Here is a 25,712-nt window from a genome sequence, read left to right on the forward strand (position 1 = left end):
TTCACCAGCAGCGCCTCGCGGTCGGCGGCGCTCATCTCGGGAAAGCAGAGTTCGAGATTACGTCTGGCAATCCGCGCGCGGCTTTTCATCACCCGCATTGCCAGCCGCCCAAGCGCCGTTCCCAGACGGTAGATCACCGGATACGGTAATTGCACCAGCAGCCACAAAAAGCCAATTCCCAGCCACAACAGCCAGTAACGCGGGTGCAACAGCGCGCGGGAAAATTTGGGTAAATTTGACATAGTAATCCTGTTAATTCACTCAATAATAGCTGAGCAAAAACCGCGAAATAAAGTAGCGGATCCTGCACGTAGTATTTTTCCAATTCGTGCGGTAATACTCAATCACAAAGCGCGTTATTATAAGCCGATTCCAGGATAAATTCAGCCCTTACGCTGGGGACTACTCTATTATTAGACGCAACGCGTAAAATTTCCTGTTTAATGCATAAATAAATAAACCTAACCTCTACGGCTCGGCCGATTGTCGATAAAATAGCCAGTACATTTGCCTCAGCCTCTCGACCAATACCTCTTTTACTCACGCTTTATTATGGCGGTAGCGAATGCAAACAGGCCGTTCAGACCGGTCTGACACGGTCAGCATGCGGTTATTTGTGACTGGGGCAAAGGTTAAGCATCGACATTGCGGATCCTTTTCCCAGATATGCTACGTTTACAGCGCTCATTCGACGCAAGTGCCTTTGCCGACGTCGCCGCTTTCAGAAGCCATAGTGAGAAGGAACTATGACAATGAATTATCAATTAGTGAAGCAAGTCAGAGAAAATAACCCATTAAGAAAAAGCTTCATTGACCTTGCCGTTAAGACTTTTGACCTGTCTTTTGAAGAGTGGTATCAGCAAGGTTACTGGACCGACGCCTATATCCCCTATGCTTTTGTCGAACGCAATAAAGTTATCGCTAACGCTTCGGCCAACATCATCGACCTGCGCTGGCAGGGCGAGCCCCGGCGTTATATTCAGATTGGCACCGTGATGACCGAGCCGGACCACCGTAATAAGGGATTAGCCGGCCAGCTTATCCATCACATCCTGCAGGACTGGCAGCAGGAGGCGGACGCCTTCTTTTTATTCGCCAATCCCACCACGGTGGATTTTTACCCCAAATTTGGCTTCACCCGCAGCGAAGAGTATCAATATATTATGCCGGTCTCCCCGCGAGCCGGTGATTTTCGTAAACTGGATATGGACAGCCCTGACGATGTCGCCCTGCTCCGCCATTACTATGAAAAATCCAACCCGTTCTCACCGCTGCGGGTGGAGCATAACTTTGGCCTGCTGATGTTTTACTGCTCAGCCTTTATGAAGCATTTTGTCTATTACTCGGCAAAAAATGAGGCGGTGGTCATCGCCATGCAAAACGGTCCGGTGCTGATCTGCTTTGATCTGTTCTGCGACGTGGGTAAGAGCCTGTCGACGCTGGTCAACGAACTGGCCGATGACCACGTTTACCAGGCCATCCTCGGTTTTACCCCCAGTGAAGACCGGCTCGGCGAGTATGAGAAGATAGAGGGAGAAGATATCCTCTTCGTCTATGACCAGAAGGAAAACCTGTTTAAAGACAGGAAGTTGATGTTTCCTTTACTGGCGCATGCCTGACGGCGCTGTGCCGCCAGGCAGATCAGTTATAAGTCACCACGAAGGTCGCGCTGGCGTTCGCTTCGCCCGCAGTCACTGCGGGCTGCGTCTGGATATAGCGGGCCTGATAGGATAAACGATAGTTCGTCTGACTGCCTTTTTTCCCGGACCAGACCTGGCTCACCTGGTTTAGCGGCACCAGCGAGCCGCCGGCACTGAGGATCTGCACGCCAAGTCCGGATGCCCCTTCAGGTTGGTCATCGATTTTAATCACTTCGTTGGCGGCGACAGCGCTGTCCACCGTCGCGTTAAACTGCATAAACACGCTGCCGACATTTTCACAGTTCGTCAGGTTGATGTTAAAAGGAACCGGGGCGGTGGTGCTGTTGAGCCCGGTAAATGCGGTTTTGTTATGCCGTCCGAGGAAGACGTTAATGTTTTTACTGTCGTCAGTAATCTTGCAGGTGGGTGATTTGACCTGAATACAGAGCCCGCTGACGCTGAAGCGCATCGCCTGTACTCCGCCAAGATAAATATCGCCAAGGTAATCATTAAGGCAATATTCGCCCGGCGGCGGTAGACCGCCGTTATCGGCAATTCGCCAGAAATAGATGGTCGGTTTTTTATTTTCCGCCTGAAATGCGCGCTGGCCGGAAAATACCGGCGCGGAAGGCCAGGCCGTGAACAGGGGATCGAAATTAATGCCATCCTGTTCCCCCATCTGAAAGCTGTAGCCGATGCCCGGCAGGCGGTCGATGCTGTAGATATCCCCCGGCTTGCCGTCTCCCGCCGGGCCGACCCGGGAACCGCCAATGCTCTGAAACCCGCCGGGCTCGCTGCCGCTGCAGGCGATCTCCCAGCGTTCGTTATTAGTGATAATCATCCCTCCGTAGCTGTATAGCAGGGAGCCGATGGGGAGATCGCTGACGTCAAGGTTGATACTGGCCTGGCTGACGTTCACTGAATACTCGATAGTTTTGCCACTGACCATCTGGCACGCTGCCGACAGCGAAGTGCAGTACCCGCCGGCCAGCAGAAGAGGTACCCCTGATGCGATGATTTTTTTCATATTACTTCTCCTTTATTCCCGGCCGGCAGACCTGATGCGGCGTGCCGCTGCTAACCTGCTGCACCGCGTCGTCGCGGATGGCATAGGCCAACCGGCAGCGTTGCCCGCTGCGTTCGCCCCATACTACCGAGACGCTGCCGTGGTCTTGCGGCACTCGGGCATACAGCAGCCCGCCCTGACCGACGGCGCCAACCGCCCGACCGTTGTCGTCGAACACCTCCGCGCCCAGCGGGGGCGCCGCGCCATCCGGCAGCGTGACATGGGCAAACCAGGGATAGCCGGTACGCGTGACAAATTTGACCTTCACCGCCGCGCCCGAATCGGGCACCACCGTCGTGCTGCTGGAGACAATCTCCACATGGTCGTTCAGACCCTGCGGATCGAGATCCAGCCAGTTAGCGGTAAAGGGATCGAGGTAAGGGATGATCGTAAAACCCTGGCGGTTAATCGGCTGTCCAAGGCGGTTAGCCACCCGGGCCCCCACCGCGCCGGGCGCTTCCACAATGGCGAAGGTTTCCCCCAGTTCGGGGGTGGCGGTCATGCCGCCCTGATGCGCTACCAGGGCGCCCGATGCCCCCAGCGAGTACTGCTGCTGATGGCGACCGGCGCTGGCGCTGGCGTTCAGGTACGCATAATCCGTCCGCAGGCTACCGTTGGCCGCAACGCTGGCTTCATTTGGGTTCTCCCGCGGCATGTCGTAGCTGGCGGTCAAACCGTAGCTGAAGGCGTTTTTCTCGCCTGCGCTGCCGGTATAGCTGGACTGCAGCTGGCTGCCGTAGTTTTTATCGTGGTTAAAGCGGGTGGTCAGGCTGCCCGCCTGCCCGAACGGCAGCGAAAAGGAGACGCCCACCACCTGATTATTGCGGTGATGGATATCCTGGCTCTGCTGGGCATACAGATAATAATTGAGCTGACCATAGCGGTTGGCATAGCCCAGCTGATATGAGCGCCAGCGGTGGTGGCGGACATCCTCACTCCAGATTCCGTTAAATGACAGACTGCCGCTGCCGGCCTGCTGAGACAACGTCGCGCTGTAGCGGGTCATCTCCCGCCAGTCGTTGGGGTGCCGGTCGTGCTCCCAGGCGGCATCGCGAATGGAGCGATAATTGCCGTCGTTGCTGTGGCTCATCGAGAGCAGCATTCGCGTATCGGATGTAAACGATTTTGATGCGGACACCCGCCAGCGGTAGCCCTCCTGCCAGCCGTGCTCCCTGCCCTTCGCCGCAGAACGGGAAAGATCGACCGCCAGCGCACCCCAGTAGGTATTGAAGGCGCTGCCGACCAGCGTCGAGTAATAATCTGTCGTCGCGTTAGCGCCGGTATAGCCGCTGATATAGTCATTGAAGCCGTACTGCAGCGTGGCTTCGCCAAATCCCGGCCGCCCGGCGATCCCGTCCTCATCCAGATAGCCCAGCGACAGATCATAATAGACCGCGCCTGCCCGCACCAGGCCAGGCAGCGTGGCGTACGGCACGGTAAAGGTGTCCTGACTGCCATCCGCCTCGTGGATCGTCACCTGTAAATCGCCGCCGGCGTTGGTGGGATAGAGATCGTCGAAGGTGAATTTGCCCGGCGGAACCGTTGCCTCGTACAACAGGGCGCCGTTCTGGGTGACCGTTACGCGGGCGTTGGTGCGCGCCACGCCGCTGACCGACGGCGCAAAACCGCGGCGAGAGCCCGGCAGCATGCGCACATCGGTAGCCAGCCTGCCGCCGATAAAACTGACGCTGTCAAAGAAGGTTCCGTCGGTCCATCCCTGACCCAGCCGTAACGTGGACGCCCAGTTCACTACACTTCTCTCAGCCCAGGCGGCAATGCTATCCCAGTGCGTATTCCCTTCCTGCGCCTGGTAGCTGGACTGGTGATGTAACCGCCAGCCAAAGGAGCGCAGGCTGGCATCCAGCCCGAGATAATGATGGCTGCTGCTATCCCCGTCGACGATGCTCTGATAGCTATTGGCCTGGTAGCGCAGCACCGCGGCGGGCACGCCGCTATCCACCTTTTTCAGGTTCACCGCCCCCCGATAATGGGGTTGCAGCAGCGCCTGGGGCATATTTACCCGCAGGACGTTTTCCCCGCTGTCATACTCCCAGCCGATCGCCTTATCGATCTGCGAAAAACGCAGGCAGGTGGCCGCGGTTGGCCACTGGGCATCCTTCAGCTGCAGAGCGTCGAACAGCGAGGGTGAGATGCAGGGCTCAAGCTGGCCATCGTGTTCCTGGATAACAAACGTTTCTTCCCCCAGGTCCCGGCCATTCACCGAGAGCGTGCTGCGGTACTGTCCGGCGTGCAGTGGATTACCGTATTGATATTTCTGGAGATCAACCTGCGCGGCGCCGTGCAAATGGGCGCGGTTAAAACTAAACGCCTCCGCCGCCCATGCCTCCTGCCAGGGAAGGAGCAGCATCAACCCAACCTTGATCTCCCTGAGTTTCATAATAATGTCCTTACTGAGGATAATTATGATTCACTACCGCGCCGTAATCATTGATGGTGGTGAAGCTGAATTTGGCTGGCAGCGTGCGCAGCGCGACCCCTTTAGGCGCGATCTCCAGTGAGGAAAACGGGGCGACCATGCCGGCAGCGTGTTTTTGTCCGTTAAGGGTGATGCTGTCGATGGTGATATAGCGCGCTGAGGCATTGCTCACCCGCAGCCCGTTGCCCGTAGGAGCCAGCGCCCAGCTCAGGGCTTTTTCCGCGGCTATTTTTTCCGCCGCCACGCCTGCCGGACGGTAAAACAGCTTGATACGCGACCGTATCGCGAGCTGCAGGTAATTGTCAGTCTTGCCATTTTTCGGCTCAGGCGGGATATCCAGAAGATTGAACCAGAACAGCGATTCCCGATCCTGCGGCAGGCGGCTGCCGTTAAACACCAGGCGCCAGCTCTGGCCTTTTCCCGGTTCGATGCGCACAATCGGCGGCAGCACAATAAACGGCGCCGCATCCTTTTCCGGTTGATTTTGCACGCGGCCATCGTCGACCCAGACCTGCGTCAGAGAGGGGGTCTCCCCCATATTGGTGGCCCGGACGGCGATCTCTTTTTTGTCGCCGGGAAAAATAATCCGTGTGCCGTCAATAACCATGCTGGCGTCCGCCGAGGGTAAATAGCTGGACAGCAGCAGTGCCAGAACCATACGCCGCATATTCACCTCCTCCTTGTCGGGGGGATAAACGGCCCCTGAGCGGGGCCGTGGACAGGGGTTACGGATAGACCACCGTAAAGTTGACGTAGGCTGCGACTTTTCCAGCCTTGGCGGCATCAGTCGCATAGTAGCGGGCATAGAAAGGCAGCGAGGCGGAACCATCCTGCTCAGCCACCGCCACCGGGATCGCTTCCAGGCGAGCAACTTTGCCGTCTGCAGCGACCGCCGGGGTCTCCGCGAGGTTAATCGGCGTAAACCGGGTGTTCAGCAGCTCCACATCCACGTTTTCTGCTTCCGTGCCGTCAGACAGAGTGTTTTTTAGTCGACCCTCCGTGGAAACGTATTGATCTTTCTCGAAGTACACCGAGACATCAGCCCCTGGGGTGCAGCTCGTCAGATCGATGGTGAAGGGAACCACGCCCGCCGTCTCACCCGCGCTGCTGAGCGCTGAACGCTGGACCGTCGGTAGGGTTACCGTCTTGTCTTTATTCACTACCGTACAAGTATTTTCGATGACTTCACCATTAAAGGTGACTTTGCCATCAGCAGCCTGTGCCGCTACCGGAGAAAGCATCATCATCACCACGAAAGATGCCATTCCTCTGCTGTATTTTTTCATCTTCACTCCTCATCACCACGCTTATGGAGAATCGTTCAGGAAATACCCTGGCGTACTTTATACGTACAATTTATTAATGCTCAGTCCATTGGATTAGCCTGTTATCTTTTAACCCCTTCCCTGCACTGACATCCTACTCACTTCATTATTTATTATTCAAATTCGCCACCAGGACCATTTCTACTTTTTATAGAAAAGTCTTAACACCACTTTGAAAAAGAAATAAAACTGACACATAATAAAAACACAACCCACTGTAAATAAAAGGTAATTTTTATTTTTTATTTTCTAAAAAACATTCGAGAAATGCGATCTAACTATCTCACCCTCATTATTAACCACCTCCTCCCACGTTCTCCCCCCTGGATTGAAAGCGCAGGGAGTATGTTATTTCAGGCGGGTATTCTCTACAGTAAATTGTCGAATCAGGCAGGACAGCATGCACAGCGTATTTATGCCAGGAGGTCATTATGTTGATCTGCATTGCGGATTCAGAATATTTTAATATTGCCCTGAAAGCGTATATTAATGAACCAAACAGCAAGCCTCTGGATATTAAAGAAATACTCTGTTACCCGTTTAGTGGACAGAGTGAGATGTTCTATACTTTTTTTGCGACCGATGCCGGAGCCCGGCTAAGCACCATCCTTATTGATTACAGCAGCGTCAGCATCGAAGTACTGCAGGTCGCGCTCAGTTTAAAATCGTTTAATCCCCTGATCCGGATCTTTATTTTTGCCAAATCAGGCTACCCGTTGAGCGAGCTCGAACGCAGCCTCGCCATTGTGCTCGGCGCAGAGTTCATCACCAGTTTTGCCGGGCTCAGCGCTGCCCTTGCCCGCGGTCCGCGCTTGACATCGCCCCCCGCCGACAAGCTCTATATCGCCATACCTGACAGCTATAACCTGACCCGTAAGGAAACTTTTTTAATCAGCCTGCTGATGGGGGGAATGCCGTTGTGTCACGTGGCCAGCACCATGCAGCTCACGATCAAACGGGTCTACTACTACCGTTCACGCGTCCTTAGCAAGCTGGCGGTGAAAAATAACGTGGAACTGATGAACAAAGTTCAGGGGATAGTGTTGCGCCACTACCGACAGGAGACAGGCCATGAAATCGTATCTCTACGCTAAAAATCGCCTCATGTTGATTATCCTGAGCTGGCTAAGCGCAGACGAGGCGTTGCCATCTCGTCATGATTTCCAGCAGACTGAAACCATCCTCAGCACCCTGCATATACCGTATGTGCTGAAGCCCGACCTTGATCAACTGAGAGCTACGCTACAGCCATTACTCGCCACGCCCAGGCCGCAGGCCTGTGAGGTAGGCGCTTTTCTCAGCGCCCTGTTGGCGCTGTATACCCGGTTAACCGAATATACCGCCGTCGAGCACTATCAGCTCTCCCGGCATCTCTGAGTAGTAACCCGCCTGGGCAGGAAGACGCCGCGCGCCTCCTGCCTGTAAGGCATTACCTTAGCTCAGCAGACCGCTCGCCGCGTCGGGAGACGTAATCCCGATAGCCCTCGCCAACGTAAATCTGCCGTGGCCGGTAGATGGTCAGCGGTGCCTGGTGCATCTCGTTCCAGTGCGCCACCCAACCGACCGTCCGACCGACCGCGGTGACCACCGCAAACATCGACGAAGGCAGATTCATCGCTTTAAGGATCACCGCGGTATAGAAATCCACGCTTGGCGACAGGCCATTGTCCACAAAATAGGGGTCGGTCAGCGCCACGTCCTCAAGGGCCATCGCCACCTGCAGCAGGCGGTCGGACATGCCTACCTCCGCCAGCACCCGATGGCTGGTTTCACGCAGGATATCGGCGCGCGGGTCACGGTGACGGTAGCGCGAGTTGCCAAAACCCAGCCGGCGAAATGCCTGCGGATCGCGCTTCGCCTGGCGCAGAAACGCCGGAACCTGATCGACGCTTTCAATCTCCTCCAGCATTCGCATGCTCGATTCATTTGCTCCTCCATGCATCGGCCCCCACAGCGACGCCAGCCCGGCGGCGACGCAGGCGAATAAGTTCGCCCCGGAGGAACCCGCCGCGCGCACCGTAGTGGTCGAGGCGCACTGCCCGTGATCGGCATGCAGCACCAGGATCTGGTTCATCGCCTGCTCGATAACCGGATTGAGAACGTATTTTTCCGCCGGGATAGCAAACAGCATCTGCAGGAAATTACCGGCATAGGAGAGATCGTTGCGCGGATACGCTGCGGGTTGCTCAATGGTGTACTTGTAGCTCATGGCGGCGATAGTGGGCATTTTCGACAGCAGCCGGGTGGCGGCCAGCGCCCGGTGCTGCGGATTTTCCACGTCCAGGACGTCATGATAAAACGTCGCCAGCGCCCCCACCAGGGCGCACATCAGCGCCATCGGGTGCGAGTCGCGACGAAAGCCGCTGCACATGCGGGCTATCTGCTCATGGACCAGAGTATGGCGGGTGATGGTCTCGCGAAAGGTTTGATAGCTGGCCTCATCCGGCGCGTCACCGTTCAGCATGATGTAGGCCACTTCGAGAAAATCGCACTGGCGAGCCAGCTGATCCACCGGATAGCCGCGGTGCAATAGCACGCTGTTTTCCGTATCGATCCACGAGATCGCCGACTGGCATCCGGCGGTATTGGCGAAGCCGGGGTCATAGCTGCAGAATCCGGACTGATTTAGCCCGCGCATATCGACTCCCACCGGCCCCCGCGTTCCCGGCACCTGCGGCAGGGCGATGGGCGGTTGTTGTCCGGCAAAAGAAAGCGTTAACGGTGTAGTGCTCATCCTGTTAGTCCCCCAGCAAGCTTATCAGCGACCCGAAGTCATTCTTCAGGCGGAAAGACCAACATAACCAATGTGATGCAGCTTGTTCATTGATGTCATCACTATAACCCTGACAAAGAGGATATTTTGCTGGCCTTCACGGGGAAACAGGCCGTCTTTCCCCAGCCCACCGCCGGATAGCGGCACAAATCGCCAAGGATAAAGGCGATCATCGCTGTCAAAATTTACGTTGAGTAAAGAAAGGATGAAGAGGAGCTACCATGAATTTTGTGCTGTCGATGACCCTTATCTGCATCGCCATCGCCTGGCTGATGATGAGCCTCCTGCCGGTGTAGATGCACCGCTAACCGCCACGCCAGTGGTCTGGATAACCCCTCCTTCAATTGATTTCCGCCGTGGTCTTCGCCTCTGAGGTTTCACAAGAGCCATATAAGAAGTACTGGTTGCATATCAGGCTGTTGCGTTTCCCCGCCGAGGGGTAGGCTAAAGGCCCACTGTTAAGGAGGTGATATGTCTGGACTGATCAATCCACATGCGGCCCCGGAAGAAGCAGCCTATGCGCTGCTGATTGAGCTCGTTCGCGCCCAGCGCGTGCCGCAATATGAAGGCGAAATTTCCGGCCTGCTGGCGATGTACGACGAAGCCGTTAAACACTTTAAAGAGAAAGAGACCGAGCGTTAGGCGTGGACATCGTGGTGCGAGAAAAGTGTGACGCCTGCGGAAGCCGCGCAGGCGTTGGCTGGATAGCGGCTTGGGTCATCAGCTGCCGCGGTAGGTAGAGTATCCGTACTGACTGAGCAGCAGCGGGATATGCAGTTTTTGATTTTGCTTTGTGACATTGAAAATAACCGGAATCACCGGGAAGAACGTATTCATATTTTGGCTTTTAAAATAGTCACCGGTTTTAAACGTCACTTTATACACCCCCAGCTCCATATTCTCCGCCTGCGGATAGAGCGACTTAATCCGCCCATCGGCATCCGTTTTACCGGTGGCGATATGCTGCCAGCTCTCCCCCTGCTGTTTATCCAGCTCAATCTGCACCCCCGGTGAAGGGAGCCCGGTTTGCTGATTAAGAATGTGTACGCTGAGCGTCCCCTCTGGCGCCGCCAGCGCGCTGAAGCTGAGTAGAGAAATTACGGAGGCGATAACTAATTTCATAATCGTAACCTTATTGGGCAAGTGAAAGTGCCCTAACTATAGTCAGCGCGGCGGGGAAAAAAATTAAACTTTTTGTTATCAGATTGCGGTTATTTGGCGGGGAATGGTACAACTGGGTGTACTCTGAAACAGGCCGCAAGCGGCCTCCTGCACAGAGAAGTCGGCTAACAGATATGGTTTGCGAAGCCACTTTTCATCTTGAAAAGTAGATTTTTTCCGGATAGCGGGTAACGAACGTCCGGGACCTACCGCTGATATTTATACCGTTAGACGCTCGTTGTCAGAAGAGGGATTGATTGTATATAGACTTTGGATAAATGTTTGGCCAGGATGGGAGCATAGCTTGTCACTGATGCACTCAATTTTACAAGGAATAACCTGATGCCATTACCCGAACGTTTGCAACCAGCCAAAGTAAACCGCCAGAAACTGAAACAGCTAGCGGACATGGCCGAAGAGATACTGGCGCAAATTGATAACGGGGCTAAGGAAGAGGATGCCGGGTTGAAAATGTTGATAAATGACTGGAATAGCCAGGTTATTAACCCGTATGCATTCTCTGATTTCCGGGATTTCTCTTCATGGACCAGTGCAAAAGACTTCACCCGGATGGCGTTTAATCAGGAAAAATACGTGGCGGATTTATCCTGGGATGAGCTGATTCAGATCATCCAGTTTGTGTGTCAGGCCGAAGGTAAGGAATCTGAACAAAGCTACGCGCTGGGACTGCTTGAGAAAAACTTTGATGCCAATCCATCCGACCTTATCTACTGGCCAGATGAATGGTTTCAGGATAAAGACATGCTTCATGTCGATTTGACGCCTGAAGAAATCGCCGGATACCTGATGGCAAAATCTGGCCGGCGGCTAAGCGATGCGCCGCACATCGAGCTGAAGTATCCTATCCCTTCAAATATTTAAGGTGTATTACCCTGCCCGCAAAATGTGAGTACGGGCCCCGCTCCAGTGAGGAGTCTACCAGGTATATAGCCTGCGGATATTCAACGTAATGCGCGACTATTATGAATAGTTCAGTGTAACGAACCATGCATAATTTGCGTTATGTCCGACGCCCTTCAGAAGCCAGCGATAGTGTAAGTATCACTGCAAAAAGCAGGGCGAGGCTAAACGTTGTCTTGCAATAGGTAGACCAGGCGATCAACTACTGATGAATCCGTTTAACGCTCCGCCAGGCGCCAACTCAATGAATGCCAAGTCATCGACAGCATGCACATCTTTGCTGATGAGTTACCACTTAATAAACCCCTGAGTGCTATCCAGGATTGATAGCGGAAACTAGAGGATAAAAGTACATAGCTGCAAAGGTGTTCGAGTTAGTCGGTTACGTCGTGCCCATGAACCTATTTTCGGGTAATCTGGATGTTGCTATTACCGCGGATGCGGAAAGTATTTCTCCATTTTCACGAACTCTGGTTCAACCCATTTAGGCCCCTTCACTACTTGACCATTCTTACCAGTCATCAAAATTCCGGCCTGATATAATCGGTCAAACGACTCGATTAATTCCGCATTTGTAATGTGCTCTGTTCGCCCCCTGATGATTAATGGGTCTAATCTGTACAAAGGAATCTTGTACGCAAGCGCGGTTAGCAGGTCATCAATAGACTCATCACGAAGCATTGCCTTAAATCTTTCAAGTTCAATATCTGACATGTGAAATCAGGCTCCTGTTCCTTTAATATAACGAACGAGTATTCATATATTACCCAAGCCTTAATATTTTTGAGGAGGGCTCCTGACAGCAACTGTATCCTACCACAGCCGCCATGCTTAGCGCTCGCTGATTATCGGTCTGAAAACATGATGCGGGTAATGAAGTGCCCCTGCTGTTACGTGTCGTTGGCTGACAATAATGCATTCCAGCTCACGCGCATCAAACGGTGCTAAAGGCCACCGCCATCAGACAGTTTATAGGGTTTGTCCTTAGTTTTGATATATCGACCTGGCGGGCTGCGAGCTTCACCTGGGGTATCTCCTTTCATTGAACAGGAATCTCCCTCCACATGAATGTGGATTTCAATGAATCATAGAAGACATTGAGGTAATGGAATATTTGAAAATGCCGCGTATATACTGGGCTGAGTAGACTTCAGGGGACGCTAAGAGAAGTGAGTATGGCACGCCCTACAGGATTCGAACCTGTGACCTACGGCTTAGAAGAAAGTAGAGCGTTAAATAACACACTGTAATCACACATGTTTTCCGCGTTCGCATCCGGTTTTGTGTCGTTTCGTGTCGTTTGAATACATCCCTGTCATTATCGTGCATTCCTGTCACGCCACATCTACGACACAGCAGCCTCGAGCTGACGGCAACTAAACAACCGCATTGTCCTGGCGCACATCGAAGATAGTAAACGTCACGACGCCGATAACAGTAACATCGTCCAGGGACTCGCCCTCGATCGCTTCGCCATACTTCAGGCAGCAGATCAGTGCATGGCATTAACTGGACAAACAGAGTCTGAAATACAAACCACATTTACTTTTGACATTTAGTCTATCCCGCCAGTTATAAGCTGGCGGTATTTTTCAGATAACTATCCCGCCAGCATATTTTCCGCTACTGAGCAGGTTACTTTCTGCCTGCTCAAACAAGCTCTTCCCACCTTCCATTGTGTAGTTAAACTCAAACTGGTCAACCTGTTTTGGCGCTTGTCCGTTCACTGATGCCGATACCGAGGCGTAGGCTGTACTGTCGTCAATTACCTGAATCAACGTGATTGTATAGGTCACATCCACCGTGACCTGAACCGAGCCAATCGCCGTGCCACTGTCCGCAATAACGCTGGCCTCCAGCGTTTTATTTATTACAAAAGACATGAGATTACCCATTCAGTAAATAAAATTACCCGCCCCGTGGGGCGGGACATAAATCAGACCACATTACCCGCCGCGTCAACCCAGCCGTTATTGGCCGCATTACGCCAGATGGGTTTATTCAGCGTGGTATCGAAATATTCCATACCGGGAAACGCTGTACTGAATGGTCGATTTGCGCTGGTTCCAGTGAGCGCTCTTACCGGGTCTCCCACCTCTTGCCAGAATGACCCCGTGTAGTACAGCTCCAGCGTCTTCCCTACCGTCCCCTGAACATCTTTACCGCCACGCAGAACAATATTACTACTGTGCTGTATCGTGGTTGCATCGTTTGAAAATGTAATCAGCAGGCGCTGATAGGGTGTGCCTCCGGTAATGTTGGTAATAGTGGTGGCTGTCGTGTTGTTAAAATTGAGGATGCGGTACGACTCATTCCCTGAGCCTGAGCCGTGAATAATACTCGGCGTCGGTGTGTTTGTCGAAAATGAGATTCGACCTCCTGCCGCTCCGCGACCAAATATTTCACGGGCTTTATCATCAATCTGTGTGGCCGGAGTTTGGTTAAATACCGGGTGTTCAAGGTATTGACGTTTTTGCGGCACTCCGTCGGAGAATGAACGGATACCAAAGCCCTGAGATGTTCCGTACGCTCGAACAGTGCGAAAATGTGGGCGACGAATTAACAGGTTATCTACGTTTGCGGCATCGAATGCGATTCCATTACCCACCTCATTAAACGTTAAAGTATCCAGTTCAATCCCATCGCCGTTAACAATATTTACACCATAACTATCCTGACTTCCATCCTCAATACGGCCGCAGCCAGTAATGTAGTTCTGCTGGAATTTAATGGTACGTGCAAGATCAGAGCTTACCACCCCATCTTCAAGTATATTATCTATTCTAATACCATTTTTTCTACATCCTTCATGCTGCTGACCTATTGATGTGAAAGAAATTACCCCGCCATCCAGCCACATCCCGTGATGATCAGCACCAGAAGTTTGCCCACCAGTAAACACCAATGGGCCCAAAGTTCCATTTGTTTTTTCACGACGCCCCGCCCGGATGCCATATCCCATCTTCATCACATTAACGAGAAGATATTGCTTCATATTAATCTGACCAATAGTACCATCAGATTTGATATTCAAACCAATACCGGTACATGAACCATCTCCTGTAGCTGGCCCACGTATAAACCCAAGAAGATGAAGCGTTTCCCAGGTAGTGGCTTCTGTTATCCCGTTACCAGCTGGATTAAGTACTTTTACATCGTATCTTTCCAGCTTCATCTGCCCCTGACTTCCCTGCAATAAAAGAACATCTGAGCTGTCCTGGCTGCCGATTAAATTCAATGAAGACAGCTTAAAATACCCGCCCATTGCTGCCGGGTTGGAAATACTGAATTCTCCAATCATTGATATTAACGGCGAGTTTTCTCCGGGAATATGATAAATCGCCGTCCCCTGACGCTCTACATCTCCGGTTGCGTGACCAAGAACACTTCCTCGAATTGTCAGGCGACCAGGGCGGTCGGTCCAGTCTGGATTTTTTACAGGATCATAATGTAAATAAAGGGACTTGCTGGCAAATTTGCCACTGAACGGTAAGTTAATTTCCACGCCATGATAATGCGCCTCAGAGAACATTCGCTGCAGGTTAGCGGTATTATCTGTGCCGTCTATCAGGCGTTGTGTTACCGGGTCAAAGACTGCATCAGGTTTGCAACCAAAATCCCACGGGGAGATTGTTTCCGACAGCATTTCTGCTACTTTGCGCCGCATAGTGCCAGTATATGGCTTTTTGCCTGCGACTAAATCGGCGCCTTCGTCTGAACCCAGGTTTTGGCGAAGCGTGTCACCATCCATCAGAACAAAGTGAGTAACGTCGTTCGCAAAGCTGGTCGCATCGGTTCCGGTGGTCGTAAAGCCGACGTCAGTAGCAGCATTCAGGCGGTAATACTGGTTGTCGTAACGAATGTACTGGTTACGGGCGCTGAACTGAAAAGGACCATCCTCATAGTCGCCAAGAAAAACGTAGCCGGAGGACAGAAGGAATTGCTCAAACCGATTAGCTCTGTCCAGCTGCGCGGCATCGAACTGATTATTTCTTCCGGTGTTCGTCAGGCGCTTTACACCAAGACGGTCAGTATAGAATTCACCGGTACCAGTAACTTCTTCGTCAAGCTTCGCGCCTGCAAATACCGCATTACGGATATCGGTACTTGGTACCGGAACCTGCGTCGGTGTTGGGAGTGGAACTTCTGCCATTGTGCATGTCGCCCTTGATAGGCGCACTAAACCCTCAGAAACGAATCTGATGGTGTGCGCGAAAGTTGATTATGGGTAAATTGAGTCTGAATATTCGATCAGTGATAACGTCTGTGTGTCATCACCGTTGGGTTTGGCGCTGTCGACGCGCCAGATAGTAGAATTAAGTTCCGAGTCGGTAGCGATGAAATACCGGCTGGGGTTTTGCACCGTATTGCGGTCATAAATGGCCAGATCGAAGGTATCGGCTGCAGCCTGAAATGCTTTGGGCTTGCCGCTTACCTGATAGGCCCGCCAGCGCCCGCGGTAATTCCCGAGGCTGTCGGTCATCACCACCCACATATCGCCGAGGGAAAAGTCGATACGCTCTGACGTCGAGAATACATCCCCGGAGCGCCCGGTGATATAGCCCGTTTGCTGGGTGTTGTCGTACATGTCAGGACACTGCACAACCGTACCGCGCACCACCTGAGTCGACTCCAGTACTTTCACCGTCATGGTCAGGCGTGAGTAGAGAATTTTTCTCGCCTCAAGCCAGGCCCTGTCGGTTGCCTGAGTGGCGTTTCGGCAGCCATCAAGGCTGATCTGCATCGCGTTAACAGTGGCATCCTCAACCTCAGTGATGCCGCTGCTGTCGATCTGCAGGTAGATGTACGCCTTCTTGTTCGTCAGCGGGTCGACGTAATCCAGCGCCACGCCGTCGTAACCACCGGGGAGAGACATTTGCCAGGCGACTTTGTACTCGTCCCAGAACATGTTTGAGCGCGCAAAAACCGCGTCGGGATTTGTCACTTTCTCATCACGCCAGAACGTCAGCACATCGCCGATATTATTGCCATCAACGCGGGCTACATTGGCGATCGTCGCTATGCGCTCACCAAGAGGCTGTTTCTCATCCGAGAAGGTGTAATCGAAATACCCAAGCGCCTCATCTGGCAGCGAATCGGCAATAGCATACAGAGCGGCGACGTCGATACTGGCCACGTCCTGCTTACCGACAACCACCCATTCGTGAAGGATTGCGTCGGCAAACGAGCGACTCGGCCGCAGCGTATAATCGACCGAGCCGGTTGTCCGGTCGTAGCTGATGGTATGCCGCTGCGCCAGCATGTTGTACTTCTGCTCGCGGTTTGAGTTGCTGTCGTTCGACCCCTTAATCGTGATGCGGGCAATCGTGTCTTCCGGATACACGACGTTTTCGCGCACGTTCACTGCGTGGATCGCCATCAGCGTCACGACGTTGGCGTCATTGCTGTTGTCGAGGCGCTCGATGGTCACCGCATAGCGCCCTGCCCCGGCTGCCGGAACGAACTTGTGCGTTGTGCGGAAATACCGGGTCGTCACCTGGAAGTCGTTATCGAAGAAGAAATCGTGCTGCTCGGATGTACCCGGCACCTGATTGTTGTCGTCATCGACCTGCCAGAACTTAATCCGGTATTGCGTTGTTCCGGCCGTTGCGCCGAGCTGAACCAGCACATGCACCCATACCTGCGTCGAGGCAATCGGCGACACTGATGGACCGATAACCAGGGGGGTATGGTCGTTCAGAGTGAACAGCGTCGGGTTGATAACTGCATTGCCCGGCAGAGACGTAATTTCTCCCGATAGTTCGCCGATATAAAACGTCGTGTACGACAGCGTGTCGTCGCCAATAAAGCTCTCGGAGGAGATGATATTCCCGGCGCCGGTGACATTCCGCGTGACGCTTGTGCCGCCATCGTTCCAGGTGGCATTGATGACGAATGACACGGGATGAGGTACCGCCAGCGCAGCAAAATAGCTGAAGTTGTCATCGTTCGACAGCACAATGGCTTTGAGCTGATTACTCTCGATCGCCACCGATGTCGGCGCCGTCGTGGTAGCGGTCTGGGCCGGGAAGTCCTGGCTTTCATTCAGGCCGGGGACTGTCTCGTTATCGACGTCATCGAACTGATACCCGACTTCAATCGTGCCGATCACGTCACCCGGGTTATAAATCGCAGAACTGGCTCCCGCCAGGCTGCCGAGGTTCGATTCCGAGTAGCGGATCGATGAGATGGTGTACCGTCCGTAACCGACCTCGAACCACTCCGTCAGTTGTTTGTTATTGTCGACGAACTCAAACAGCGCCTCCTGAATCAGGTCAGGGAAGACGCGGCACTGGCCGTAAATGTTCGGGCGCCCCTTGTAGAGTCGCGCGCGGTTCGTCTGGCCTGTCAGGTCATTATTGGGGGATTCGCCTGTCGCCACCGATACTGACGCGCTGGGCTTATTTGACAGGCCGAACACCTTCAGTGCGCCAGAGAGGATTTTCGTGACCGGACGCAATATCGTGGTGATGAGTTTGCCAACCCCACCCTCTGGCTGGTCGAACACAGACACCACGTCACCGGATCGCAGTGGCCGGCTGATATCGTAATCGTCCGGCAGCGCTCGGCCATTCAGTTTCACGATAACATCGCGGTGCAACTGCAGGGAATCCAGCAGGCTCACCAGTGTTGTGCCGGCATCTACCGTTCCCCGCTGCAGCGGCGCGCCAGGCAGCCTCTGTAACTCATATCGCACCATGCACCATGTACTCCACTTTGCTGTAAACCTTCAGTAATGCCAGCGGGCTGTCGCAGCGTACGAAGCCGAATTCGCCGCGGGCATGCAGGCACTTAACCGGGCTGATCATCACACCGATATGCGCCGGCACGTCGCCTCGGTAAAAAACCGCGATGCAGCCGATGGCGGCAACCGGCACACGCCGCCAGTGCGCGTGCTCCTGTTCGTAGCAGGTGATGAAATCCGCGCCCGATTCGTAGCCATCGATGTGATGTAGCTCCAGGCCGAGCACATGCCGGTAATACAAAACGACGAGTCCCCAGCAATCCATCTGCTCAAAACTGCAGGCGCGATTAGCCCAGGGCTTGCCATTAACAAGCCCGATAAAGTCGCTCTGTGTCATACGGTGATTAGCCCGGGATAGTCTTTCGTGGTGTAAATGATGGAATTGGCCAGCGTCAGCGGGTTAGTTTTCCCGGCGGTCACAGTGACGTTGCTGGCATCGGCGGAAATGTCGTTCACGTAAAGCGTCCAGTCTTTCAGGGATGATGCATCGCCGATCGCGTTCCACTGCTGATACAGGCATTTTATCGGTGTCATGCGCGCCGCCCCGCGCCAGCTTTTCAGTGTCTGCCGGACATGCTCCGTCGCGGCGACAAAAGTGATCGTCATTGAAATGACCGCCGTTCCGTCCTGCGCCGGCTCGGTCACGCTGAACCGCGCAGGCTCGAACGAGTTGCCGCCAAACGTCGCCGGGCGAAACAGGTTATTGACCACCCGGTAATAACCAAACGCAGGATGATAAAACTCCACCGTCTGTTTGATATCGCTTGCCGGCCGCCGCTCTTTCCATTCTCGTAATGTTGGCATCAGTCAGCCCTCGGCATCACTTCGGTGATCAGGTAATCCAGCCAGTATCCGTAGCCAGGCTGGGCCTCAACAATCCAGTCGTCGTAGTCCTCAGTAATGTCCTCGAGCCCGTTGCTGATAACCGTTGCGGTCCAGGTGACGACGCTGCCGTTCTTGCTGGTCTGCACCGGCATATCGACGAAATGCAGCGTCTGCTGCTGAACGCCCTGCGTATCACCCAGGTCGATCGGCATCTGGAACCAGTTGCGCCCGCAGTCGCAGTACGTCGGCGAGCGAAGCCACGACTTAAACCTCTCGGCCTGCGCGAGCGTGAATATCCACTGCAGCGTCCATGTCGCTTTAAGGTCCGTAGTGATCGGCGTGATTATCAATGGACCGACTGCCGTCTGCGTCGTCTGCCAGGCTGTATCCTGCGTCATGTTCTGATCGGCGCGCTGGGGAAGCGGCAGGAACGGAGGGTATTGAACAGTTGCCACGTTTCCTCCGGGCATAAAAAAACCCGCCGAAGCGGGTTGGGTTTAGTAAGCACCTTGCGCTTTGCGGCTTAGTCCAAATGTCTGCTGCATCTGAGAGGATACCGGGCCGCCTCTTTCCATGTCGGTGATCAGCAAGTCCACAACTGCGCTACCGTCCTGCATGTAGCCGTTGGCACTCTGTACGGTGGCGCCGGTAGACTGGTTGATGACGTTCACCTGCACGCTGACCCCTCCTCCTGACTGCATATCCTTATTGCTGATAACCTTTCCATTATCACCAGGGATCATGTACTGCTTGCCGGTGCTGGCCTGGTAAATCTCTGGCTTCCCTTTCTCGCCGACCTGATACAGTCCGCCGGCTGATACCGGGCCGCCGTTGTAGCGAGCGCCGGCAAGCGCAAGCCCGCTGGCAAGCCCAACTGTCGAACTGATACCAGCTGCAGCCGGGCCAGCGTTAGCACCGAACGAGGCGAGCGATGCCATCGCGGCCGCAGGAGCCCAGGCGGAAGCGGTAGTTGCCGCCAGTCCGACTGAGGTCGCCACCGATGCAGCGCCGAGCGTCTGACCGAGAATGTAGTTTTTCAGCGCTTCGACGCCAACCTGGACAATGCTGTTGATCACGCTGTTCAGGATGGTGTTGCCGAGCGACCGCATTGCCTCCTGCGCCGACATTGTGCCAGTTAGCAGGCCGGTGATTGCATTGGAGGCATTCCCGCTAAAGGCATCCACCGCACTCGTCAGCATGTTATAGCCGAGGCTTTGCTGGCTGAGTTCCTGCCACATAGCTTCTTGCCGCTTCTGGCGGTACTGTTCCTCAATCTGGGCGCGAGTCGCCTCGACCTCAGCAATTTTCTGCGGGTAAAGCGTGGCATAGGCATTCAGGGAAGCCATTTGCTTCTGAAACTGATCATCCACTGCGACCACAGGTGATGCTGCCTGCCTTACCTGGGCATAAGCGCTTTCAGTATCCTGCTTCTCCTTCTCTGCTTTTTGCTGAGCCTTAATGGCGGCGGCAACATCGTATGCCCGAGCGGCATATTTCCCGGCCAGAGCAATTTGCTCCTGCGTGGCGCCCTTGCCCAGAGACTGCTGAGCGGAGAGTATGGACTGTTCTCGCGATAGTTCTTGAGAAGAATCAGCTGCGAGCATAGCTTTCTGCCGAAGCTGTTCGAGCTTCTGAGCAATTGAGTCCTGCTGACTAGCTAACTTTTTGGCCTCGCCAGCAGATTGCGAGGCAGACCGGCGGCTTTCCTTAGCTGCAGTTTTTTGTGCTTGCTGCTCTGCTTTAAATGCATCAATTTTATCGAATGATGAATTGATCGCCTTTTTGTCTTCTTCCGTTGCCCCTAACTGCTCCGCTCTATAAAGAGCTCTCTGCCTGGCTGTCATTGCAATGGTGGCACCCTCATCCTTGATCATCTGGATGTAGGTTTGCAGTCTCTGAGTGTTTTGAGCTATTGCCTCAGTGTCAGCTTCAGATGCGACTTTATGACCTTGAAGCATTTCTGTTGCTAGGCGGGTAGATTCAGCAGCCTGATCAGCCTTAAGCGAATATTCACCAACTTTGCCAGTAAATTCAGATAGCGATTTATTCGCGTATCCATATTTTTGGCTTAGGTCGACAGTTACATCTCGCAAAGCTGCAATAGTATCCGGGTTGGCATTATGTCTGACGTCGGCCAGCGCCTGAACAAGCTTAACAGCATCGTTGGCGCTAATCCCAAAGGCTGTGGATATTTCGCCTACGACTTGGTTTAACTGGTTAAGGCCAATGATATTCCCTTCATATGTACCACCCAGCTCTTTCAGAATGCTGTTTACATCACTTCCCCTTGCCTTTAAGGCATCAAGCTGGCTGATCGCTGCTGATAACGGGGCTTTCCATGTGCCAAGGGCGTCTCCAAGATCATTAACGCTTTGTACGGATGATTTAATAATATTTTGCGCATCAATAAGAGCAATCGTTAGCTGAGCCCTGGCGGCGTTTTCGCTTGTCTCAGCCAATTTTGCAAATTTGTCGGACAGAACAACGACACCATTCGCCGTAATCTGAAATATATCCGCCAATCGTTTTTGCGAGTCTGTCAGGGCCTTTGTAGATACAGACGCATTATCCATACCCGCAATCAGAGATCCGACGATTACTGTACCCAAAGTTAAGAGTGCGCCTGCGACTGCGCCTCCGGTGCCAAATACACCAAGAAGTTGCGAGCCTTGCTGGCTAAGGGCTACTAAGGCAGACTGGCCGCCCTGTACTTGCACGATAAAGTCCTGAATTTGATATCCACTTTGGCGCAGCGCGTTCTGAAATCCTCCAAAGCTACGCACTGACTGGTTAACGCCTTGCGCGGTCGCTGAAACCTGAGTGTCCATCTTTTTGAATTGTGCGATGTTCGCATCCAGAGAGGATTCTATCTCAGACAGGATCTTGTTTACCTGATTCCCACCCTGCAATAAAGGCTGAACTTCTGCGCGCACCTCATAAACAACACTTCCAGCGAGCTCCTCTCCGGCCATTTTCAGTCCCCATTCAAATAAAAAAACCCGCCGGAGCGGGTTGTTCTTTTACAGTTTATAAAATTATTGCGTCGGTTAACCTTTCCATTTGCATGCACTGGAAATTTCCGCTGCGATTGAATCTATACCTGTAAGGTCAAACTCAACAACTTGCATAGTCGAACCGTAGGGTTCGAATCCAACAATCATCTTTTTATGAGAAGACATTTCTTTGATAAATGAAACAGCTTTGTTACTGAAAGCAGCCTCTCCACCCTCTGCGCCAGTCCAAGTACGCTTTTGCGGTTTGCCACCATCAAATCTTACTGTTACGACCGGATCGTCGCTGCCCAGATACTCGCTAACAGATAGATATGCCTCAGTTTTATTTTCCTTACACCTGATGACCATAGATGTGCTTCTTTCAATTCCCTGTCGCGTATAAACATCAGGAGATCGGTTAATGGCAACAACATCAGTCATATCGGTCATCTTGTTTTCTTCTTTCTTAACCTGCCAAGATCCTTCCGTTACATATTCAGCGCCGGTTGATACCAGAGGGATAGCAGCTACACACAAAGCCAAGATCGTCTTTTTCATTTTAGGATGTATCCGTTTTGAATGTTCAGAACAATCCTATCAGGTATGAATGGGAACGACAAAACCCGCAGTTAAGCGGGTTTGATTACCAGAATGCAAATTTACACTCTGCCTTCTATACAATTAGTTACGCCACATCAGCACCATTAATCAGGTGGCGAAGTGCCTGAACCCCCTCGGAGTTATAGCGAAACGCCTCAACCTGCTTATCCGAGTGTCTCGACTTATCCAGAAAGAACTTGCCGTACTGCTCAGTTTTCAGGTTGTGTTTATTGGCTACGCGACCGATCTTGTTCGCAGTGCAACCGAGCTGCGCCGCCACTTCACCCGCCGTAGAGTAATGCTCTTCAATCGCTGGCAGTGGCACAACTTCGTGACCGAGAAGTGGGTTAACAAGGGTGGCAACGATCACCTGGTTAGCCGATTCACCAAGCCGCGGGAACATAGCCATCAGCTCGCGAGCCGATGCGATGTTTTTCTCCAGTGCCTGAGCTTTGAGTTGTTCAGCTTTGGCAAGCCGATATTCAGTAAGCCCTGAAGTGCTTTTAGAAGGCACCTGGATAGCCTGCATGTCTTCCAACTTATCAACCAAAGAACGGCGAACGGCCTTAGACTCGCGTGCAGCCACGCGCAGTGCCTGCTTGACCGTCATTTCGATTACGACCTGATCGGCGCCGCCCTTAGACTTGTCCATGGGGGTTACAAAAGTTTTGTAACCCTCCCCCTCAAGCTCATCACGAATGCGATCGATGAATACGTTATTACGTACCGGCTTCTCTCCGCATTGCTTACGCGCCTGATTGACCATTTCAAGCAGTGACTGGCTGTCAATGGTTTTATCAGTGACAATTGAACCTACGTTTGCTACATTCTTAGAAGTCATTCGACATTCCTTATATGGTAGTAAGGGTGTGACATAAGCCGCCAGCGCCAACTGGCGGTTTTTCTTTTTGCATCACTGCAATACTCCCGTCCCGTATGAAAATACATTTTTCCAGTTAGTATCCCCCCATGGATGCTCTTCAATATGTTTCGTTTCGCGGCGAAGAAGATCTCGCGTCCTGTTTATAGTCCTCGCATGGTTGGTCACTATCGAGGCAAAGCGAGGTAGTAATTTGTGCTCTGCGGCCAGCAATAACGGGTAAATGTTATGACAGGCTTCGTACATAACTGCGCTTGATCTCCACAGGTAAGACAGTGAGCAAAGCTCTTCGTCACTGAACTGCTTCGCAATCGGCGAATGTGCCACTTCCCGATCCAGAATATCCAACACCCAGCGGCGGAACTCTTTGGCCTTTGGCGTGCGAGCAAACATCGCTACAAGATGGGCGCCACGCAGAGAAAAAACGCGCGCTTCCTGCTTTCCTGAAGGGGTGGTCAGTTTGACCACCCCTGTCATTTGTGCTGTAAATTCATCAGCATGGCGTGAGTAGATGCGCTGCACGGCTTTATCGTCAGCGTACTCCAGTGCCTGACCAACCTCGGTAGCCGTAAGCCAGACCTGACCGCCCATTTCCATGTAAGCAAAATTGGTATTGTGGAAACTTAGTTCTTTGTTCTGTACACTGTTCATGTCGATATTTCCTTCGCGGGATTTGTTCGATAAGAGGCCCAGGGTGTTAGCGCACTTCTGGGCTTCGCTATTTTTACTGGCCATTCACGCGTTCCTCACGCAGGCTTTTTGCCAAGCGCTGCACAATCGCCGAATTAATCGAAATCCCATCCATCTCAGCTAAGCGCCGGATATCCTCCTTCATTCGCTCTGGCAGGTGTAGCTGGAAGCTATCATTTTTACGGCCGGTATAAAGAACATCACTCATTAACAAGTCTCCTTATGATTGATGACATCATTTTGATGCCTAACATCATTAGGATGTCATTGTGGGTAATGTCAATATGATGCTACCGTGTTTCTATTAAAATTTATGGTTTATGAAAATGACTGAAAAAGATAACCCTAGCTTTGTAGAGCGATTCACCGTCAGAATGCCGGATGGGATGCGAGACGCTATAGCCGAACGAGCAAAGCGCAATGGCAGATCTATGAACGCCGAAATAGTCCAAATCTTACAAGATGCTTTAACTAACAGTCTCTTTGGTGAGATTGCTACGAAAGAAAATCTTGAGAATATGCCAGAACAAATTAGGCATGATCTTATTGTGAGAAGAACGATGATCGCGCGCATCAGAATGGCTGAGGCACTACGTGATATCGAAGAAAACCTTGAACTATTGAATATAACTGGAGACGACAAGTTAAGTGCTGATGCGCAAGCTTGGTGGAAAAATCATGACTCCAAGACAATAGAAGCAATTGTTAACAAGTGGAAAAAAAACAAGCAAACATGACTGTTAAAGAGCGACGACAGAGCCATTAAAGCGCCTGCCTTCGCTCATGTAAATAGGTCATAAATTTCATTAAGTTACGCTAAGTTATCTATCATTAACTATGATGAGATGTGATTAACTATGGTGAACCAGAATGAATGAAAAAATTTTTATCCACCGCACGAATTGCTAACCTTCAGCTGCCGATGATTGTCTGATCGCCTTTGCTTTCCCTCTCCTGGTTGCCTGTCTGGCAAGATATTCGTTGGCGATCGCATCATATTCATCGCGAGTGAAGCCTTTTTGATCAGGATATTTTGCAGCTAGCAGCAACTGGAAAGCCGTCATCGACAGTTGAGAAGCTTCTCTCAGTCCAATGTTGAAATGGGTCTGAGCGGCTGCGATGTACTCAGCCGCATTAAACTCAGTTGTAGTTTCCTTTGCTTCATGTCGTTGTAGGCGCCTAACTTTGGCGTTCCCTATAATGCCGTGCAGCATTAACTCTTTAGCGAGAGTAACGATATCCTCTTTGGGCATGATGCCCGGCAGGTACACTATTTTACCCTCCCTCTCACACCATTCGCCAATCGCGCGAGTCAAATCCTCTTCACAGCAGGCCTGCAAAACCAGCATAGAGGCAGACAGGATTTTGTCAGAAAGGTTATTTATTACTGGCAACATCCAGTCCGGTACTCCACCGAAGGCTTCATCGCAGTCATAAAAAGCCCTCTGCACATCACTTCCATTTATTTCAGCATACAACCTTACTATTTCTTCTGGCTCCCCAAGCCTCGACATCGCCTCGAAAGATGGACGCAACACATAATCCCTCCCGCCCTCGCGACTATCGCTTATGCCGAGCTCTCCTATGTCTTTCAAGACCGCCATAGCTAACTCCAATAATGGTCATTATCAAGGGCAGCACGCCACCCTTTGGAAT

Annotated in this window: 26 protein-coding genes and 1 pseudogene; 6 read left to right on the forward strand and 21 right to left on the reverse strand. The window is 52.5% G+C overall.

Features of this window, described 5'->3' with window-relative positions; genetic code table 11:
- A pseudogene (locus tag KHQ28_RS11480) lies at positions 1-242 on the reverse strand (lipid A biosynthesis lauroyl acyltransferase); the annotation flags it as partial.
- Positions 243-752: 510 nt separating this feature from the next.
- Between KHQ28_RS11480 and KHQ28_RS11485 the strand changes: the two are divergent.
- Entirely contained in the window at positions 753-1,619 is an 867-nt protein-coding gene (locus KHQ28_RS11485; protein WP_002892397.1) for a GNAT family N-acetyltransferase, read from the forward strand.
- A gap of 22 nt (positions 1,620-1,641) precedes the next feature.
- Here the strand turns inward: KHQ28_RS11485 and KHQ28_RS11490 are convergent, their stop codons facing one another.
- Genes KHQ28_RS11490 through KHQ28_RS11505 form a run of 4 tightly spaced genes read right to left on the reverse strand, consistent with a single transcriptional unit; the run spans position 1,642 to position 6,429 of the window.
- A complete protein-coding gene (locus KHQ28_RS11490; RefSeq protein WP_032419282.1) occupies positions 1,642-2,667 on the reverse strand; it encodes a fimbrial protein in 1,026 nt (341 codons plus the stop codon).
- 1 nt (position 2,668) lies between these two features.
- On the reverse strand, positions 2,669-5,104 hold the full coding sequence (locus tag KHQ28_RS11495) for a fimbria/pilus outer membrane usher protein (protein WP_032419283.1): 2,436 nt from the start codon (positions 5,102-5,104) through the stop codon (positions 2,669-2,671).
- Positions 5,105-5,114: 10 nt separating this feature from the next.
- Positions 5,115-5,810, reverse strand: coding sequence for a molecular chaperone (locus KHQ28_RS11500; RefSeq protein ID WP_004893746.1), 696 nt, complete (start codon positions 5,808-5,810; stop codon positions 5,115-5,117).
- A 58-nt stretch (positions 5,811-5,868) separates the two neighbouring features.
- Positions 5,869-6,429: a fimbrial protein gene (locus KHQ28_RS11505; RefSeq protein WP_009485574.1), complete on the reverse strand. Its 561-nt coding sequence runs from the start codon at positions 6,427-6,429 to the stop codon at positions 5,869-5,871.
- 470 nt (positions 6,430-6,899) lie between these two features.
- Here KHQ28_RS11505 and KHQ28_RS11510 point away from each other — a divergent pair, with 470 nt between their 5' ends.
- On the forward strand, positions 6,900-7,562 hold the full coding sequence (locus tag KHQ28_RS11510; protein WP_032419284.1) for a LuxR C-terminal-related transcriptional regulator: 663 nt from the start codon (positions 6,900-6,902) through the stop codon (positions 7,560-7,562).
- Positions 7,540-7,845, forward strand: a complete 306-nt coding sequence (locus KHQ28_RS11515) for a hypothetical protein (RefSeq protein ID WP_032419285.1) — start codon at positions 7,540-7,542, stop codon at positions 7,843-7,845. Before KHQ28_RS11510 ends, KHQ28_RS11515 begins: the two co-directional genes overlap by 23 nt.
- Positions 7,846-7,897: 52 nt before the next feature.
- On the opposite strand, the gene KHQ28_RS11520 is transcribed toward KHQ28_RS11515, so the two are convergent.
- Positions 7,898-9,202 carry a citrate synthase gene (locus tag KHQ28_RS11520; RefSeq protein ID WP_032419286.1) on the reverse strand — a complete coding sequence of 435 codons (1,305 nt, stop codon included), beginning with the start codon at positions 9,200-9,202 and terminating at the stop codon, positions 7,898-7,900.
- A gap of 45 nt (positions 9,203-9,247) precedes the next feature.
- Positions 9,248-9,388 (reverse strand): hypothetical protein, encoded by a 141-nt coding sequence (locus KHQ28_RS11525; protein WP_004142684.1) that lies wholly within the window; start codon positions 9,386-9,388, stop codon positions 9,248-9,250.
- Between the two features lie 324 nt (positions 9,389-9,712).
- Between KHQ28_RS11525 and KHQ28_RS11530 the strand changes: the two genes are divergently transcribed.
- On the forward strand, positions 9,713-9,883 hold the full coding sequence (locus KHQ28_RS11530) for a hypothetical protein (RefSeq protein WP_002892370.1): 171 nt from the start codon (positions 9,713-9,715) through the stop codon (positions 9,881-9,883).
- 78 nt (positions 9,884-9,961) lie between these two features.
- Here KHQ28_RS11530 and uraH read toward each other — a convergent pair whose 3' ends face one another.
- Positions 9,962-10,363 (reverse strand): hydroxyisourate hydrolase, encoded by a 402-nt coding sequence (uraH, locus tag KHQ28_RS11535; RefSeq protein ID WP_032419287.1) that lies wholly within the window; start codon positions 10,361-10,363, stop codon positions 9,962-9,964.
- 381 nt (positions 10,364-10,744) lie between these two features.
- Here uraH and KHQ28_RS11540 point away from each other — a divergent pair, with 381 nt between their 5' ends.
- Positions 10,745-11,284 carry a hypothetical protein gene (locus KHQ28_RS11540; protein ID WP_016946533.1) on the forward strand — a complete coding sequence of 180 codons (540 nt, stop codon included), beginning with the start codon at positions 10,745-10,747 and terminating at the stop codon, positions 11,282-11,284.
- 468 nt (positions 11,285-11,752) lie between these two features.
- Here KHQ28_RS11540 and KHQ28_RS11545 read toward each other — a convergent pair whose 3' ends face one another.
- The 12 genes from KHQ28_RS11545 to KHQ28_RS11600 form a co-directional block, all read right to left on the reverse strand.
- Positions 11,753-12,037 (reverse strand): hypothetical protein, encoded by a 285-nt coding sequence (locus KHQ28_RS11545; protein WP_032419288.1) that lies wholly within the window; start codon positions 12,035-12,037, stop codon positions 11,753-11,755.
- 878 nt (positions 12,038-12,915) lie between these two features.
- Positions 12,916-13,206: a hypothetical protein gene (locus tag KHQ28_RS11550; RefSeq protein WP_032419289.1), complete on the reverse strand. Its 291-nt coding sequence runs from the start codon at positions 13,204-13,206 to the stop codon at positions 12,916-12,918.
- Between the two features lie 53 nt (positions 13,207-13,259).
- On the reverse strand, positions 13,260-15,476 hold the full coding sequence (locus KHQ28_RS11555) for a hypothetical protein (protein ID WP_032419290.1): 2,217 nt from the start codon (positions 15,474-15,476) through the stop codon (positions 13,260-13,262).
- A 69-nt stretch (positions 15,477-15,545) separates the two neighbouring features.
- Positions 15,546-18,023, reverse strand: coding sequence for a host specificity factor TipJ family phage tail protein (locus tag KHQ28_RS11560; protein ID WP_064147876.1), 2,478 nt, complete (start codon positions 18,021-18,023; stop codon positions 15,546-15,548).
- Positions 18,010-18,405 carry an NlpC/P60 family protein gene (locus KHQ28_RS11565; protein WP_064147875.1) on the reverse strand — a complete coding sequence of 132 codons (396 nt, stop codon included), beginning with the start codon at positions 18,403-18,405 and terminating at the stop codon, positions 18,010-18,012. Before KHQ28_RS11565 ends, KHQ28_RS11560 begins: the two co-directional genes overlap by 14 nt.
- Positions 18,402-18,872: a hypothetical protein gene (locus KHQ28_RS11570; RefSeq protein ID WP_032419293.1), complete on the reverse strand. Its 471-nt coding sequence runs from the start codon at positions 18,870-18,872 to the stop codon at positions 18,402-18,404. The genes KHQ28_RS11565 and KHQ28_RS11570 overlap by 4 nt, the downstream gene beginning before the upstream one ends.
- Positions 18,872-19,348 (reverse strand): hypothetical protein, encoded by a 477-nt coding sequence (locus KHQ28_RS11575; protein WP_211777608.1) that lies wholly within the window; start codon positions 19,346-19,348, stop codon positions 18,872-18,874. The genes KHQ28_RS11570 and KHQ28_RS11575 overlap by 1 nt, the downstream gene beginning before the upstream one ends.
- A 42-nt stretch (positions 19,349-19,390) precedes the next feature.
- The gene (locus KHQ28_RS11580) at positions 19,391-21,865 is read right to left on the reverse strand and encodes a phage tail length tape measure family protein (RefSeq protein WP_064147874.1); all 2,475 of its coding nucleotides are present in this window, start codon (positions 21,863-21,865) and stop codon (positions 19,391-19,393) included.
- Between the two features lie 75 nt (positions 21,866-21,940).
- Positions 21,941-22,444: a type VI secretion system-associated protein TagO gene (locus KHQ28_RS11585; RefSeq protein WP_048291458.1), complete on the reverse strand. Its 504-nt coding sequence runs from the start codon at positions 22,442-22,444 to the stop codon at positions 21,941-21,943.
- A 127-nt stretch (positions 22,445-22,571) separates the two neighbouring features.
- The gene (locus KHQ28_RS11590; RefSeq protein ID WP_064147873.1) at positions 22,572-23,327 is read right to left on the reverse strand and encodes a hypothetical protein; all 756 of its coding nucleotides are present in this window, start codon (positions 23,325-23,327) and stop codon (positions 22,572-22,574) included.
- A gap of 72 nt (positions 23,328-23,399) precedes the next feature.
- Positions 23,400-24,101 carry a BRO family protein gene (locus KHQ28_RS11595; protein WP_064147872.1) on the reverse strand — a complete coding sequence of 234 codons (702 nt, stop codon included), beginning with the start codon at positions 24,099-24,101 and terminating at the stop codon, positions 23,400-23,402.
- Complete coding sequence (locus KHQ28_RS11600; protein ID WP_064147871.1) at positions 24,091-24,264, reverse strand: Arc family DNA-binding protein; 174 nt, start codon at positions 24,262-24,264, stop codon at positions 24,091-24,093. The genes KHQ28_RS11595 and KHQ28_RS11600 overlap by 11 nt, the downstream gene beginning before the upstream one ends.
- Before the next feature lie 118 nt (positions 24,265-24,382).
- Between KHQ28_RS11600 and KHQ28_RS11605 the strand changes: the two genes are divergently transcribed.
- A complete protein-coding gene (locus KHQ28_RS11605) occupies positions 24,383-24,793 on the forward strand; it encodes an Arc family DNA-binding protein (protein WP_064147870.1) in 411 nt (136 codons plus the stop codon).
- Between the two features lie 168 nt (positions 24,794-24,961).
- On the opposite strand, the gene KHQ28_RS11610 is transcribed toward KHQ28_RS11605, so the two are convergent.
- On the reverse strand, positions 24,962-25,660 hold the full coding sequence (locus KHQ28_RS11610; protein WP_064147869.1) for a DUF6246 family protein: 699 nt from the start codon (positions 25,658-25,660) through the stop codon (positions 24,962-24,964).
- Positions 25,661-25,712 lie beyond the last annotated feature (52 nt).

The organism is Klebsiella sp. 28, assembly GCF_018223905.1.
GTDB classification, from domain to species: Bacteria; Pseudomonadota; Gammaproteobacteria; order Enterobacterales; family Enterobacteriaceae; genus Klebsiella; species Klebsiella pneumoniae.

Coding starts and splice junctions, on each gene's coding strand:
- KHQ28_RS11610 (WP_064147869.1), bottom strand. CDS start 25,660: ATGGCGGTCTTGAAAGACATAGGAGAGCTCGGCATAAGCGATAGTCGC.
- KHQ28_RS11585 (WP_048291458.1), bottom strand. CDS start 22,444: ATGAAAAAGACGATCTTGGCTTTGTGTGTAGCTGCTATCCCTCTGGTA.
- KHQ28_RS11540 (WP_016946533.1), top strand. CDS start 10,745: ATGCCATTACCCGAACGTTTGCAACCAGCCAAAGTAAACCGCCAGAAA.
- KHQ28_RS11595 (WP_064147872.1), bottom strand. CDS start 24,101: ATGGCCAGTAAAAATAGCGAAGCCCAGAAGTGCGCTAACACCCTGGGC.
- KHQ28_RS11545 (WP_032419288.1), bottom strand. CDS start 12,037: ATGTCAGATATTGAACTTGAAAGATTTAAGGCAATGCTTCGTGATGAG.
- KHQ28_RS11510 (WP_032419284.1), top strand. CDS start 6,900: ATGTTGATCTGCATTGCGGATTCAGAATATTTTAATATTGCCCTGAAA.
- KHQ28_RS11490 (WP_032419282.1), bottom strand. CDS start 2,667: ATGAAAAAAATCATCGCATCAGGGGTACCTCTTCTGCTGGCCGGCGGG.
- KHQ28_RS11555 (WP_032419290.1), bottom strand. CDS start 15,476: ATGGCAGAAGTTCCACTCCCAACACCGACGCAGGTTCCGGTACCAAGT.
- KHQ28_RS11485 (WP_002892397.1), top strand. CDS start 753: ATGAATTATCAATTAGTGAAGCAAGTCAGAGAAAATAACCCATTAAGA.
- KHQ28_RS11515 (WP_032419285.1), top strand. CDS start 7,540: ATGAAATCGTATCTCTACGCTAAAAATCGCCTCATGTTGATTATCCTG.
- KHQ28_RS11605 (WP_064147870.1), top strand. CDS start 24,383: ATGACTGAAAAAGATAACCCTAGCTTTGTAGAGCGATTCACCGTCAGA.
- uraH (WP_032419287.1), bottom strand. CDS start 10,363: ATGAAATTAGTTATCGCCTCCGTAATTTCTCTACTCAGCTTCAGCGCG.
- KHQ28_RS11565 (WP_064147875.1), bottom strand. CDS start 18,405: ATGACACAGAGCGACTTTATCGGGCTTGTTAATGGCAAGCCCTGGGCT.
- KHQ28_RS11530 (WP_002892370.1), top strand. CDS start 9,713: ATGTCTGGACTGATCAATCCACATGCGGCCCCGGAAGAAGCAGCCTAT.
- KHQ28_RS11570 (WP_032419293.1), bottom strand. CDS start 18,872: ATGCCAACATTACGAGAATGGAAAGAGCGGCGGCCGGCAAGCGATATC.
- KHQ28_RS11520 (WP_032419286.1), bottom strand. CDS start 9,202: ATGAGCACTACACCGTTAACGCTTTCTTTTGCCGGACAACAACCGCCC.
- KHQ28_RS11500 (WP_004893746.1), bottom strand. CDS start 5,810: ATGCGGCGTATGGTTCTGGCACTGCTGCTGTCCAGCTATTTACCCTCG.
- KHQ28_RS11580 (WP_064147874.1), bottom strand. CDS start 21,865: ATGGCCGGAGAGGAGCTCGCTGGAAGTGTTGTTTATGAGGTGCGCGCA.
- KHQ28_RS11590 (WP_064147873.1), bottom strand. CDS start 23,327: ATGACTTCTAAGAATGTAGCAAACGTAGGTTCAATTGTCACTGATAAA.
- KHQ28_RS11560 (WP_064147876.1), bottom strand. CDS start 18,023: ATGGTGCGATATGAGTTACAGAGGCTGCCTGGCGCGCCGCTGCAGCGG.
- KHQ28_RS11600 (WP_064147871.1), bottom strand. CDS start 24,264: ATGAGTGATGTTCTTTATACCGGCCGTAAAAATGATAGCTTCCAGCTA.
- KHQ28_RS11505 (WP_009485574.1), bottom strand. CDS start 6,429: ATGAAAAAATACAGCAGAGGAATGGCATCTTTCGTGGTGATGATGATG.
- KHQ28_RS11550 (WP_032419289.1), bottom strand. CDS start 13,206: ATGTCTTTTGTAATAAATAAAACGCTGGAGGCCAGCGTTATTGCGGAC.
- KHQ28_RS11495 (WP_032419283.1), bottom strand. CDS start 5,104: ATGAAACTCAGGGAGATCAAGGTTGGGTTGATGCTGCTCCTTCCCTGG.